Origin of the sequence: Psychromonas sp. Urea-02u-13 (genome assembly GCF_002835995.1) — a bacterium.
Lineage (GTDB): Bacteria > Pseudomonadota > Gammaproteobacteria > Enterobacterales > Psychromonadaceae > Psychromonas.
Genome location: NZ_PJBZ01000041.1, coordinates 64,573 through 79,880, shown reverse-complemented (window position 1 = coordinate 79,880; position 15,308 = coordinate 64,573). Strand labels below are relative to the sequence as shown.

General features: G+C 39.2%; 8 protein-coding genes. 4 read left to right on the top strand and 4 right to left on the bottom strand.

Translation table 11 applies throughout. The features are described 5' to 3' along the window. Positions 1-2 precede the first annotated feature (2 nt). Positions 3-1,268, top strand: a complete 1,266-nt coding sequence (locus CXF74_RS04050; protein ID WP_101081125.1) for an ABC transporter substrate-binding protein — start codon at positions 3-5, stop codon at positions 1,266-1,268. A 656-nt stretch (positions 1,269-1,924) separates the two neighbouring features. Here the strand turns inward: CXF74_RS04050 and ptsG are convergent. The 4 genes from ptsG to CXF74_RS04030 form a co-directional block, all read right to left on the bottom strand. Then, positions 1,925-3,331 carry a PTS glucose transporter subunit IIBC gene (gene ptsG, locus CXF74_RS04045; protein ID WP_101081124.1) on the bottom strand — a complete coding sequence of 469 codons (1,407 nt, stop codon included), beginning with the start codon at positions 3,329-3,331 and terminating at the stop codon, positions 1,925-1,927. Positions 3,332-3,658: 327 nt separating this feature from the next. Beyond that, a complete protein-coding gene (dbpA, locus tag CXF74_RS04040; RefSeq protein ID WP_101081123.1) occupies positions 3,659-5,047 on the bottom strand; it encodes an ATP-dependent RNA helicase DbpA in 1,389 nt (462 codons plus the stop codon). A 930-nt stretch (positions 5,048-5,977) separates the two neighbouring features. Further along, positions 5,978-6,970 carry a type I glyceraldehyde-3-phosphate dehydrogenase gene (gene gap / locus CXF74_RS04035; RefSeq protein ID WP_101081122.1) on the bottom strand — a complete coding sequence of 331 codons (993 nt, stop codon included), beginning with the start codon at positions 6,968-6,970 and terminating at the stop codon, positions 5,978-5,980. Between the two features lie 410 nt (positions 6,971-7,380). Then, a complete protein-coding gene (locus CXF74_RS04030) occupies positions 7,381-8,274 on the bottom strand; it encodes a D-hexose-6-phosphate mutarotase (protein WP_101081121.1) in 894 nt (297 codons plus the stop codon). Between the two features lie 308 nt (positions 8,275-8,582). Here CXF74_RS04030 and malQ point away from each other — a divergent pair, with 308 nt between their 5' ends. The 3 genes from malQ to glgX are packed head-to-tail and all read left to right on the top strand — an operon-like array spanning position 8,583 to position 15,290. Further along, a complete protein-coding gene (gene malQ, locus CXF74_RS04025) occupies positions 8,583-10,784 on the top strand; it encodes a 4-alpha-glucanotransferase (protein ID WP_101081120.1) in 2,202 nt (733 codons plus the stop codon). A 26-nt stretch (positions 10,785-10,810) separates the two neighbouring features. Further along, on the top strand, positions 10,811-13,174 hold the full coding sequence (gene glgB / locus CXF74_RS04020) for a 1,4-alpha-glucan branching protein GlgB (protein WP_101081119.1): 2,364 nt from the start codon (positions 10,811-10,813) through the stop codon (positions 13,172-13,174). Between the two features lie 4 nt (positions 13,175-13,178). After that, the gene (glgX, locus tag CXF74_RS04015) at positions 13,179-15,290 is read left to right on the top strand and encodes a glycogen debranching protein GlgX (RefSeq protein WP_101081118.1); all 2,112 of its coding nucleotides are present in this window, start codon (positions 13,179-13,181) and stop codon (positions 15,288-15,290) included. Positions 15,291-15,308: the final 18 nt, after the last annotated feature.

Here is a 15,308-nt window from a genome sequence, read left to right as displayed (position 1 = left end):
AAATGAGTCCAAAAATTAAAACGTTTAAAAAAATAGTCACTACCTCGTGGTTATTAGTGCCTTTATTATTTTCTACTAACATCGCCGCTAGTTCACTTGAAGTCTTACATTGGTGGACTTCACCGGGAGAAATTCAAGCACAAGCGGTGTTAAAAGAAGCCTTGTTACAACAGAATGTTGATTGGCAAGACTTTGCTATTGTCGGTGGGGGGGGCGAAAGCGCGCTGCGCGTTTTACAGATGAGAGCCTTGTCAGGCAATTCACCAGAAGCTGCGCAAATTAAAGGTCCTGATATCGCTGAATGGGCAAAAATGGGCATGTTAAATGAGGTCGATAATATTTTACCCGTAGAGTTATGGGATAAGCATCTGCCAAATATTGTAAAAGAAACAATTAGTTATGAAGGTCATTACATGGCATTACCACTTAACATTCACCGTGTTAACTGGTTATGGCTGAATAAAGCGATATTTGAAGAATTACAATTAACCGCGCCCACAACGTGGAATGAATTTATTACCGTCGCTGAAACAATCAAAAAAGCGGGGTACATTCCTATCGCGCACGGCGGCACCACGTGGGAAGATAGCCTGTTATTTGAGTCTGTGGCATTATCGTTATTAGGGGCTGAGAAATACAAACAAGCCTTTGTGCAATTCGATGAGTCGGTGTTAGTTTCACAAGATATGATCACTGCATTTACACAATTTAAACAGCTTTATCGTTATACCAGTCAAGATATGCAGGGCAAAGACTGGGTAGACGCAAGCCAACTGCTCAGTGATAAAAAAGCGGCCATGCAATTTATGGGCGATTGGGCAAAAGGTATGTGGCAGGCATCAGGTAAAGTGGTCATGGAAGATTACCTTTGTGTTGATGTGCCACAAAGTGAAGGGTTGTTTAGTTATAATATTGATAGTTTTGTTTTTTTTAAAAAACATAACAACAAAATTCAAGATAACAATAAGCGAAAATTTGTTGAAACGCTGATTTCTAGTGATTTTCAGCGCGCCTTTAGCATTCAAAAAGGCTCTATTCCAGTGCGTATCAATATGGATATGCAAAGTTTTGATAGTTGTTCACAAAAATCCTATGCCGATTTTAATAGCAATGAGCTAGTGCCTTCATTTTCACAAAATATGGCAACAAGTAGCTACTTGCAAACGGAAATGAGTAAAATCATCAGTAATTACTTTCATAACGATAAAGCCACTGCAGAGCATGTTGTTAAACAACTGTCATTGGCGATTCGAGCGGTTAATAAATAAATTTACCTACCTACTTACCTACCTACCTGTAGCACTCGACTTACTCATATTTCCCAATCGGTATCAGTAAGTCGAGTATACGAACCCTGTGCGAATGGTTCGCTAAGTTAATCTATCGATAGCAACATCCTGTTATCACCTGAGTGAGCTGTTTCCCCATACACCAATACCTATTCATAATATTCTTATAAACGCCACTGAGTACATTCACTTGTAATTGAATGCTTAATTGGGACTGTTTTTAATCGTAAATCACCCTTATCTGTTAATTGTATACAAGGTTACTGAATTGCAATCACTTAGCTAATGTATTAATAAACCAAACGGATTGCTTAGATTCAAATAGAAGAAAGGGTGCTATTGGAGAAATGAATTTATGCAAGATGGGTCTATGAAAGATAAGCAAGACGAACAGAGGACAATACTACCAATGGGACTAACAAGCAGAGTGGGTTTAGCTGTTTAAGAATGATTTCTACGTTGTGGGTTGTGTGATGTAAATGAAGTTTTTTACATTAATGGTTAATCAGGGAATTTAAAGCAAAAAAAAGTAGAAATAGTTAACCGAAGGAGAGTTGGTTATGACTATTTCTACTTTGAAATTGTTGGCAAGCAGGGCTTGCCGTTTAATCTGTACTGCTTTGTTACATTAAGCGTTACTTAGCTAAGTAAGCTTCCATATCTGTTTTTAAGTTATCAGACTTAGTACCAAAGATTGCTTGGATACCGTTACCTGATACTACAACACCTGCTGCACCAATGCGTTTTAGCTCTGCTTGGTTTACTTTTTCGATGTCGTTAACGCTGATACGTAGACGAGTGATACATGCATCTAAGTTTTCAATATTAGCTTTACCACCAAATGCGGCAACTAATGCTGCTGACATTTCTTCGTTATTAAGTACCACTGTTTCTTCAGCTTCGTCATCTTCACGACCTGGTGTTTTAAGGTCTAGTGCTTTAATCACAACACGGAATAACGTGTAGTAAACAACTGCGTAGATAAGGCCGATAACGATGAAGTAAACCATTTTTTCAGCGTTTGCAGACAGAACCAAGAAGTCGATTAAACCATGTGAGAAAGAAGTACCGTGAACCATACCTAACATGTTAGTTACTACGAATGCAGAACCAGCAAGTAAAGCGTGGATTGCGTATAACACAGGCGCTACGAATAAGAATGCAAATTCGATTGGTTCAGTAATACCCGTTAAGAATGAAGTTAACGCAGCTGATGCCATGATACCCATTACTTTAGCGCGGTTTTCTGGTTTAGCTGAATGTGCAATTGCGATTGCAGCAGCAGGTAGACCAAACATTTTGAACATGTAACCACCGGCTAGTTGACCAAAACCATTACCCGCTGCACGTGATGCATCATCAGCAGATAAGTAACACGTTAAGATACCGTTTAATTCTTCACCAGCAAGGTTCGTACATGTACCCGCTTCAAAGAAGAAAGGTACATTCCAGATATGGTGTAAACCAAATGGGATTAATGCACGCTCAACGACACCGTAAATACCAAAGGCAACTGTTGGGTTTTGGTTTGCAGCCCAATGTGAGAACGATGCGATAGTTGTTCCGATTGGAGGCCAGATAACAGCAAGGATTGCACCCATAATGATAGCGGTTAAGCCTGTCATGATTGGTACAGCACGTTTACCCGCGAAGAAACCTAAGTATTCAGGTAACGTGATGTTGTAGAAGCGGTTAAACATGGCAGCCGCAATACCACCGGCGATGATACCACCTAGAACACCTGTGTTTGCGCCAGGTGCTAAAGTTTCAACCGTTTGCATCATGATGTAATAACCAACAGCAGCAGCAAGACCTGCTACACCATCATTCTTAGTAAAACCAAGTGCAACACCAATTGCAAATAGTAACGCCATGTTACCAAAAACAGCACCACCGGCTTGTTCCATTAGTTGTGAAACTACGTCTGGTAATACACTAAATTTTGCAGCACCTACACCTAGTAAAATACCTGCGATAGGTAATACAGATACAGGAAGCATTAATGACTTCCCTACTTTTTGTAAATTTCCAAATATATTCATACAACACTCCGGTTTTAGTTTTATTAAATTATCTAGTTGATAACGGGAGTATAGCGGTGAATAGATAAAAAACATGATGAAACGATCACATAAAAGAGGAAGTTACATTTGCTTACAAGGAAAGAAGGCATTGTTACGCTATGTTACAAATTGTTGTTTGAATGTTACTTAGGCTTACTGTAAGTGCTTATGTTGGTTGGTTTAAGGCGTTTCTTTTAATATAGGGTATTAAAAGAAGTGGTGTTAAAGCGCGAGTTTAAGCTTATTAAAGCATTAAACTCGCGCATTGTCTTGATGATGTGTTATTGATGTTTTTTGTTTTTGAGACTATCCACGTACAACCATTACACGGAACTTACGACCTTTAAGTTTACCTTCACTTAACTTGTTGAAGGCAACTTTAATGCATTCACGTTGTACTGCGATGTAAGACCAATTAGCAGAAAGTTGGATTTTACCAATCTGTTCAAAGGTCAGCGCGTTGTCTGCTGTTAATGCACCAACGATATCGCCTGGACGAAGTTTTTGCTTTTTACCGCCTTCAATACGAATTGTGATCATTGACGATTGTGTTGGTGTGTAGTCTAAAACGCTCTCTGAAGGTAAAGCATCTTCAGAGATGTTACGTTGTAAATAATCTTCTAGTGCAATAATACGACCTGCGTCTTTATTACTGTAGAAAGAGAAGGCCAGTCCTTTTTTCCCTGCACGACCGGTACGACCGATGCGGTGAACATGTACTTCTTGATCATGGGCAATATCAAAGTTAAATACAGCACTTAAGTTATCGATATCAAGTCCACGTGCAGCAACATCGGTTGCCACCATAATAGAGGCACTTTTGTTCGAAAAACGAATCAGTGCTTGATCACGGTCTTTTTGCTCTAAGTCACCATGTAGTGCAATCGCGCTGAAACCACGGTTAACTAATTCATCATTCACTTCTTGTACTTCACGTTTAGTATTACAAAATACCACTGCCGATTCTGGCTGGTATTGTAAAAGTAATAAACGTAATGCATACATACGATCTTCATGATTTGATACTTTATAAAAGTATTGGCTGATAGCATCGTTATCGTGTGTTGATTCAACTTTTACTGTTACAGGATCTTTTAAAATACGTTTTGCAATATTTGCAATTTGATCAGGGAAAGTTGCACTGAAAAGTAACGTTTGGCGTTCTTTTGGCGCTTGTTCGATGATGTTATCAATCGAATCTTGGAAACCCATATCAAGCATTCTATCCGCTTCATCAAGCACTAATGTATCGACGTTGTCTAAGTTTAACGTGCCTTTACTAAGGTGATCTTCAATACGACCTGGTGTGCCAACGATAATATGTGCGCCGTGCTCCAGTGATCCGATTTGCGGGCCAAAAGGCATGCCACCGCAAAGTGTTAATACTTTAATGTTGTGAATACCACGTGCAAGACGACGGATTTCTTTACCGACTTGGTCAGCAAGTTCACGTGTAGGACATAAAATAAGTGTTTGAATGCGAAAACGTTTTACATCTAACTTGTTTAATAGACCTAAACCAAAAGCGGCTGTTTTACCTGAGCCTGTTTTACCTTGAGCGATGATATCTTTACCATCTAAAATAACAGGTAAGCTTTGTGCTTGGATATCAGTCATTTCGTTATAATCTAGGGATTCAAGATTGCTAAGAAGGTCACTGTGTAGTGGGAGTGAAGAGAAAGGTAGTTGGCTCAAAATTGAATTCCTAATTGGGTAATCGCTAAAAGCGCTACCATAACAGGTTGTGACTTTGTTCACAAAGTCTGTTCAATGATTTTGTATAAAAAAAACACAAATGGTAGCGGTTGATAGATACCAAGCTCATTCAGAGTCCTCAGCAAGGGAATTTGTTACAGGCATGTAAATATAGCCTCATTGTCTAAGAACATAATTTCTTTGTTCTAGCTAATGCAGGATTTAATTATGCGAATTTTTTATCCCGAACTTCAGACACAAAAAGCTTACTTAATTACTACTTATTTAGAAATAAGAAAAACTAGGTTAAGTACTTTGTTTGCCTGTGTTACAACGCTAGGTTTCGTTGCTTGACGAATTTCAGGCACAAAAAAGCCCGCATAAATGCAGGCTTTAACAAAGGTGTCTTAATTAAACTCTTGTTTATTTATGAATAGGTGAAATAAGAGTAACTAGGTCAAGAACTTTGTTTGCTAGTATCACAATGCTAGATTTCGTTGTCGTACTAAGATACGGAATTCAATTGGAAGAATTTGTTATCTTAAAATTTAGACAAAAAAAAGCCCGCATAAATGCGGGCTTTAACAAAGGTGTCTTAATTAAACTCTTGTTTATTTATGAATAGGTGAAATAAGAGAAACTAGGTCAAGAACTTTGTTTGCTTGTGTTACAACGCTAGATTTCGTTTTTGCGAAATGTAGCCAAATTTTAGACAAAAAAAAACCCGCATAAATGCGGGCTTTAACAAAGATGTCTTAATTAAACTTATTTAGAAATAAGAGAAACTAGGTCAAGAACTTTGTTTGAGTAACCGATTTCGTTATCGTACTAAGATACGGAATTCAATTGGAAGAATTTGTTATCTTAAAATTTAGACAAAAAAAAGCCTATACCGAAGTATAGGCTTTAACAAAGATGTCTTAATTAAACTTATTTAGAAATAAGAGTAACTAGGTCAAGAACTTTGTTTGAGTAACCGATTTCGTTGTCGTACCAAGATACAACTTTAACGAATTTGTCAGTTAGCGCAAGGCCAGCTGCAGAATCGAATACTGAAGTTTGAACTTCACCGATAAAGTCTTGAGATACAACAGCTTCGTCTGTGTAACCTAAAACGCCAGCGTATTCATTTTCAGAAGCACGTTTCATTTCAACACAAATTTCTTCGTATGTAGCAGCAGTTTTAAGGTTAACAGTTAAGTCAACAACAGAAACGTTAGCAGTTGGTACGCGGAAAGCCATACCAGTTAGAAGACCGTTAAGAGCAGGAATTACTTTACCTACTGCTTTAGCAGCACCAGTTGAAGATGGGATGATGTTTTGAGAAGCACCACGACCACCACGCCAATCTTTAGCAGAAGGACCGTCAACAGTTTTTTGAGTTGCAGTAGTTGCATGAACAGTAGTCATAAGACCAGATTCAATGCCCCACTTGTCGTTAAGAACTTTAGCAATAGGTGCTAGACAGTTAGTAGTACAAGAAGCGTTAGAAACGATATCTTGACCAGCGTATTCGTTAAAGTTTACGCCGTTAACGAACATTGGAACGTCACCAGAAGGACCAGTTAAAACAACTTTTTTAGCGCCAGCAGTGATGTGCTTACGAGCTGTTTCGTCAGTAAGGAAAAGACCAGTTGCTTCAGCAACTACGTCAACGCCAGCTTCATCCCATTTAAGGTCAGCAGGGTTACGTTCAGCAGTAACACGTACAGTAGTACCGTTTACAACTAGGTTACCGTCTTTAACTTCAACAGTACCGTTGAAACGGCCATGTGTTGAGTCATATTTAAGCATGTAAGCCATGTATTCAACGTCGATTAAGTCATTGATTGCAACAACTTCTACGTCTGCACGTTCACAAGCCGCACGAAATACGAAACGTCCGATACGACCAAAGCCGTTGATACCGATTTTAATTGTCATTTTTAGATCCTTTTGGATGGTTTGATTTTAAAACTTGTCTTCATTATAGATATGAAAAAGAGCGTGGACTTGATGTTGGTCAAGTAATTTGCTCTGAAAACTACAATTAACTAATAAAATTACCAATTTACAAACAAATTTTGTCATTCTGTTGTTTTATTAAACGAATGACCCTGTAATTAAATTACGCAGCCATATTAAGTGCAATTTCACAGAAAAGAAAGTAAAACCCCATTTTTACTGCTAATTGTCACTTTTTTGAGGATTTCTTGCCGTAAGTGATTAGTAACCGTTGCAAATAGATCAAAATAACAACGATATCTTGAATAAAATAACCAAGTTGATTAACTAAAAAGGGATAACGTGACGTTATCCCTTGAGGTGAAGAATGTAATAAAACAACGAAATGGTTATTTTATGTATGTACTTAAGGTATGTTTTTCACCTGCCGCTACTTGTTGGCCATGCTCACCGGTAATCGTTGACTCAATACATAACATGGTTTGGTATCCATTATCTGGCATATCTGCAAAGGCTTGAGCGCCTTCTACCCAAGGTGTCCAAAGTACTTCTGAGTCATTACCTGTATTTGTTATGCTCAGCGTGCGTTGCAATTTTCTATCTTCAAGCAAAATTTGACCATTGGCTTTGTTATAAATGGCATCGATAGCTTGGTCTATTAAGAGTGTTGTATCGCCCGTTTCCAATACTTTACCTTTTAATGAATTATAAAAATACTCATTAAGGCCTGATACGCTGACATTTTCCGGCGCGCTAATATTCAGGTAGGTATGTAATGCACTGCGGTAGGTTAGTGATGTTGCACTTTTGTTCTCGGTGATGAGTTCGAGTTTCAATGTATCACTTAAGGTCGCTTTTAATGTCAACTCAAATTGGAAAGGCCACAGCGCTAATGTTGCTTCGCTGCTGTGTAATTTCAATTCTACTACAACACCCTCTGTAGACTCTGAAATATCCCCTAAGGCCCACTTACTAGTGCGTGCAAAACCATGTGCGGGTAAGTTTTCACCTAATGCGGGATCTGCAGCACCAAACCATGGCCAACAAACAGGGACGCCACCACGTATTGCTTTTTTATCATTAAAAATGGCTGTTTTACTTAACCAAATAATAGGCGCTTGATCGGCAAGTTGGAAGTGAACAAGGTGACCGCCATGTAAAGCAAAAGCCGCACTTAATTTTTGATGCTCAATGATTAAAAATTCGAAGCCATTCGCATCTGTTTGCAGACTGACCGAAGCTGAAAGTGACTTAGTAGTCGTTAAAGAAAGGTGTGAGATCATAAATTTGCCTTTGTAATGAAGGGTAACGTAATGAATTATAACAGGAGCTTAAATCGAATATTTAATTACTCTATTATGAAGTTTCTCTTTATGAAAGCAATAATGCCAGATGCTTCAAGTCTGTCTTACGAATTGTTGTTATACATCATTAAATAACTCGATTTTTAAGCAACTTAACGCATTATTACATTTTGTATTGATAATTAATTTACACGACATCAAAATATGATATAAATGTTCTGTAATAAATCAATTGTTAATCTTGTGCTATTTAAATAGCATATTAAGAATAAATATAAAGGTGTTATATGATCCGTTCTAGTTTAGATATGTTTATGGAATTAAAAGCAATTGATCCAAATTTCGTCGATGCTTGGGGAAAACCGGCTGTTGTTTCAGAAGAAAACATAAAGAACCTCATTAATAAGATGGGGCACGATACGAGTGATGAAACACAATTACAAAATCATTATCATGAACAAGAGAGATTACACTGGTTATCTTTGTTACCTCCGGTGACCGTTGCCCAACAAGCAGATAGTTATATCATTGACATCTGTTTACCGATTGATTTTGTTACCGATGCATTAATCTACCAAATCACCACTGAAGACAAAAAACAAATTAAACAAAACATTGTTGCGACGGATTTTGATCTCGTTGCGGTGAATGAAATCTCGGAAATAGAGTTTCAATGTTACCAAGTGGCATTAAAAGTTGACCTGCCACAGGGTTACCATCTACTTGAAGTGTTCGAAAAAGGTAATGAAGAAGCGCTGACAAGTATGTCATTCATTATTACCCCTAGTGCCTGTTTCACGCCTAAAGCGATGCAAGAAGGCAAAAAAATATGGGGATCTAGCGTACAACTGTATTGTATTAAAAGTGAAAATAACTGGGGTATTGGTGACTTTAGTGATCTTAAAGTGCTACTGCAAAAAACCGCTGACCATGGCGGTGACTTTATTGGTTTAAACCCGATTCATGCACTTTTTCCTGCACAGCCAAATAATGCCAGTCCGTACAGCCCATCTTCTAGAAAATGGCTCAATGTACTTTATACCGATTTAACCAATGTCGCAGAATTTAAGTCTGATCAGGCGTTACAAAGCACGGTTAATAGCCCTGAGTTTAACGACAAATTAAGTTCACTGCGTGACTCGCAATGGGTGGATTACCAAGGCGTAACAGAATTAAAGCTCGCTATATTACGTACCTTATTCAGTACCTTAAATAAGGGCGATAAAAACACTGAAAAACGCCTTAGCGCATTCAATGAATACGTTGCGTTAAAAGGTGATGCCTTATTACAGCAAGCGGCTTACGACGCATTACAATTCAAATTCTTAGCAGAAGATGAAAGCTTATGGGGTTGGCCTGTATGGCCTGAAGCATTCCACGCATATCAAAGTGAAGCTTCTCAAACCTGGATTGAAGATAATAAACAAGAAGTCTTGTTTTGGTGTTATTGCCAGTGGGTGACTGAATTACAGCTTGAAGAAGCGGATCAATTAGCTAAGTCGTTAGGCATGACATTAGGTATTTATCGCGATCTTGCGGTAGGTGTGGGTAAAGGTAGTTCTGAAATTTGGGCAAACCACTCAGTCTATTGTGAAGAGATTAGTGTTGGCGCGCCACCTGATATTTTAGGCCCGCTTGGTCAAAGTTGGGGATTACCACCAATGTCACCGGACCAGCTTTATAAAAGCGCTTACCAGCCTTTTATTGAGTTATTACAATCGAACATGAGCCACTGTGGTGCATTACGTATTGACCATGTAATGGCCTTGTTACGCCTTTGGTGGGTGCCAGATAATGCAACGGCAGAAGCCGGCGCTTATATCTATTATCCAGTACAAGACTTGCTAAATTTATTAGCGTTAGAAAGTCAACGTAACCAGTGTTTAGTAATAGGTGAAGACTTAGGCACTGTGCCAGAAGGCATTGATGTATTGCTTGAAGAAGCAGGGGTTTATTCTTATAAAGTGTTCTTTTTTGAGCAAGCGGATGACGGTGGTTATATCTCACCTGCGCATTATAAAAATCAAGCGATGGCAGCACTATCAACACACGATATGCCAACCATTAAAGGGTACTGGCATTGTGATGACTTATATCTGGGTAAAGAACTGGGTTTATATCCTGATGCTGAAGCATTAGCTGTGCTGATGGAAAATCGCGTTTATTGTAAACAACAAATTCTCAATAGTTTACATGGCCACGATAGCCTTCCTGTAGCATATAACCGTGATGCTACACAAACAGGTATGGACCAAACGCTGAATTTTGCACTGCAAACACATCTTGCAAAGGGCACTTCTGCGTTATTGAGCTTACAGCTAGAAGATTTCTTAGAGATGGAAGTACCTGTGAACGTACCTGGTACTAGCGATGAATATCGAAATTGGCAACGTAAGCTTAGCCATAACATTGAACAAATATTTGATAATGAACAGATTAAAACGTTGTTAGACAATCTAACAACGGCACGTAATGAAGCAGTTAAATAATTAATAATTATTAGGCAATCAATACTATGAGTAAAAAAGCAGCTAAAGCAGTAACTAAAAAAGCGCCCACTAAAGCGCCCGTTAAAAAAACAGCCGTGAAGAAAGCGGCGCCTAAAAAAGTGGCAACTAAAGGTAGCGCTAAAAAAGCACCTACAGAAGTGGTCAAAAAACAGGAATCATTACATGTTGAGCACAGTTCGCTGATTAATCTATTAAAAGAAGCTAAGTTAGATAACCCTTTTGAACGTTTAGGATTATTACCAGCGACTTCAGGTGGCTACATTTTACGTGTTTGGTTACCGGATGCGCAAAAAGTAGAACTATTTGAATTGGGCGCTAAAAAAGCAAAAGCTGAATTACTTAAAGTGGATGATGCGGGTTTGTTTGAACTTGCATTGCCGACACTAGATGAAAAATTTACCTATGAATTAAATGCGCATTATCAAGATGCACAAAATAGATTCATTGACCCGTACCAGTTCCATGATATTGCCTTTGACGGTTTATCAACGTTAAAAGATGCGCCACAAAATGTATATAAAACATTAGGGGCACAGCTTAAAACGGTTACTTGTCATGATTTGAATGTTAGCGGTGTACGTTTCATTGTTTACGCACCGAATGCATCCAGTGTTAGTTTGATCACTGAGCTTAATCATTGGGATGGTCAACGCCAACCAATGCAACGCAGCTGGTGTGGTCATTGGGTTTTATTTGTACCGGGTTTAGAAGCGGGTTGCGCTTATAAATTTGAACTTAAAGATGGACTGGGTAATCGTTTACCGCATAAAGCGGATCCGGTTGGTTTCCAAGCTGAGCAATACCCATCACATTCATCGATTGTTGTAGACCATGATAAGTACCAATGGAACGACAGCGAATGGCGTGCTTCTCAATCTGGCGATAAACGTTTTACTGCTATGAGTATCTATGAAGTGCATTTAGGCTCATGGAAACGCAAAAACGATCAAGGTGTTGAGCGTATGCTTAGCTACCGTGAATTAGCGGCGGATTTAATCCCTTACTTGGTTGAAATGGGTTACACCCATCTTGAAGTCATGCCCATTTCAGAGTTCCCGTTTGATGGTTCTTGGGGTTATCAGCCGGTCGGTTTATTTGCAGCAACAAGCCGTTTTGGTGATGCTGACGACCTTAAATACTTTATCGATATTGCTCACCAAGCGGGCATTGGTATTATCGTTGATTGGGTGCCTGCACATTTCCCGGCTGACCCGCATGGTTTAGCACGTTTTGATGGTACACCATTATACGAATATGAAGATCCTCGCCGTGGTTGGCATCCAGATTGGAACTCATACATCTACGATTTTGGTCGTGACAATGTACGTCAGTTCTTAGTCGCGAGTGCGCTAATTTGGCTTGATAAATTCCATGTTGATGGCTTGCGTGTTGATGCCGTGGCATCGATGCTTTATTGGGATTATTCACGCGAAGAGGGTGAATGGGTACCGAATGTTGATGGTGGTAACCATAACTATGAATCAATCAGTTTATTAAAATGGTTTAACGAAGAGGTTTATGGACAATACCCTCATGCGATGACCATTGCGGAAGAATCAACGGCTTTTACTGGCGTTTCTAAACCGACTTTTGAAGGTGGCTTAGGCTTTGGTTTCAAATGGAACATGGGTTGGATGCACGATACCTTGAGTTACGTACAACAAGACCCAATGTACCGTAAACACCACCACCACGAAATGACATTTTCGATGGTATATCACTACAATGAGCACTTTGTATTACCTATTTCTCACGATGAAGTGGTTCACGGTAAGAAGAGCATGATTGATAAAATGCCCGGTGATGAGTGGCAAGCATCTGCAAATTTACGTGCATACTCTGGTTTTATGTACGCACATCCGGGTAAAAAATTAAACTTCATGGGAGCTGAAATAGCGCAGTCACGCGAGTGGAACCATGACTGTAGCCTAGATTGGGATTTACTGGAGTTTGATAAACATGCCGGACAACAACAACTAATTAAAGATCTTAACCATCTTTACAAAGCGAACGGTGCATTTTACGAACTTGATTACAGCACTGAAGGTTTTGAATGGTTAGATCACAGTGATGGCGAAAACAGTGTTTTCTCTTTTATCCGTCACAATAAAGACCAAGATAAACACATTATTTGTATCTCAAACTTTACGCCAATTCCGCGTGAAGGTTACCGTATTCCAGTCAGCGAGCTTGGCGAATATGAAGTGATTTTGAATACTGATAGTCATTATTATTGGGGTAGTAACTTCCCAATGGGTGATACGATGGGGGTATTTGTAGCAACGGAGCAAGAGTGGCAGGGTAAAGATTACTCTTTCACTGTTGATCTTCCGCCACTATCTACTGTTTATTTGCAAAAGAAAGGGTAGTTGAGTGTCTGATAATCAACTTGAATTAGATACACATGCTCATCCTTTTTCAGTATCGAACGGGCATTTTTTGCCCCTCGGTGCTGTGCTTGACCCTCAGAAATCGGGCTGTCATTTCTCGGTTTACAGTTTAGGCGCTTACCGTGTTGAACTGTGTTTATTTGATAAATGTGAAAATGAGATTGCCCGTTATGCACTTGATGTAAAACAAGGGCATCTATGGAGTATTTTTGTCAATAAAGTCGAAGCCGGTCAACGTTATGGTTACCGCGTTTTTGGTGAAAAAAATGCACTTAATGGCAATGTGTTTGATGAAAACAACTTATTGATTGATCCCTATGCTAAAGCACTAAACCGTGTTCAACATAGTTTTAGCGATGCTGAGAATAGCAGCGCAGGGCATCATATTGTTAAGTCTGTTGTTGTCGATGATAGCTTTGACTGGGGGGCGACTAAAAAGCCACTGTTAACGGATAACGATCGTATTCTCTACGAAGTACATGTTAAAGGCTTTAGTCAGCTTAATGACAAAATAGCCGTCTCAAAACGTGGTACTTACCTTGGCTTGTCGGATCCCATTAGTATTAAGCATTACAAAAAATTAGGCATTACTAGTTTACAAATTATGCCTATTTTTAGTTTTATGAGTGAGCCAAGACTTAAAACTCTGGGTTTGACTAACTATTGGGGTTACAACCCAATAAACTTTTTTGCGCCCGATTGCCGTTATGCGCAATTTGATGCAGTAAAAGAATTTAAAACCATGGTTAAAGAGTTACATGCAGCGGGAATCGAAGTGATTCTTGATGTGGTGTATAACCATACTGCGGAGTCTGGGTTAGATGGGTCAATATTGAGCCTGAAAGGGTTTGATAACCGTAACTATTATACTTTTGAAAAACATCAAGATAATGGCGCGTTGAATTACCAGCAACACAGTAACCATTCTGGCTGTGGTAATACCGTCAATCTAAATGCCCCTTGGACATTAAAGCTGGCATTAGACTCCATGCGTTATTGGTTAACTGAGATGCAGGTCGATGGTTTCCGTTTTGATTTAGCGGTGACTTTAGCACGTGAAAGCGAAGGTTTTAATGAGCAAAGTGCTTTCTTTAAAGCGGTATTGCAAGATCCTGTTTTAAGCCAAGCCACCTTGATTGCTGAACCTTGGGACATTGGTCCTGGTGGATATCGTTTAGGCGGATTCCCTAGTGATTGGCTTGAATGTAATGATCGTTATCGCGATACCATGCGCTCATTTTGGCGTGGAGACACAGGCCATGTTGCAGAAGTAGCAACCCGTTTGTTGGGTTCTCGAGACGTGTTTGCTAAACGTTACCGTGCTAATTCAACCAGTGTTAATTACATTTGTTACCACGATGGTTTTACCTTAGATGATCTGGTTTCTTATGCCGAGCGCCATAACTTGGCGAATGAAGAAAATAACCGTGATGGTCACGGTAATAATCTTTCTGCTAATTATGGTGTTGAGGGTGCAACCGAGAGTAAGCGTATTAACGCATTACGTCAGCAACAAAAACGTAATATTATCACTACGTTATTATTGTCGCAGGGCACCCCGCATTTTCTTTCTGGCGATGAGATGGGTAATCACCAATCGGGTAATAACAACGCTTATTGTCAAGATAACAAACTGACTTGGCTTGACTGGAATCTTACTGAGGTGAATAAACAGCTTTTAGCGTTTACCTCAGCCATGATTAAATTACGTCAAGACTCTCGTTTGTTTGGCAGTTTAGCGCTGCGCGATGATTGCTTAGATCGATGTGAGAATTCTGATTTAGTGAAATGGTATCATCCTGATGGTTATTTGATGGAAGATGTTGATTGGCATGCCACTAACTCACAAGCGATTGCAGTTGAATTACATGAAGCAGTTTCAAGTGGGGAGCACTGGTACTTAATCTTAAATGCATCGAGTTATCAGATAACCTGTCAATTACCTGCGCTTGAAAAAGGTCTAGTTTGGAAAGTGAAAGTTGATAGTGCCTGTACAACAGGGGCGTTAACTACTCAAGAAAAGCATATTAAAAAGGATGTTCAACTTGGTGCGCATTCAATCATGTTATTGAAATGCACACGTCATTTAAACTAATAAATAGCTGACCTATTT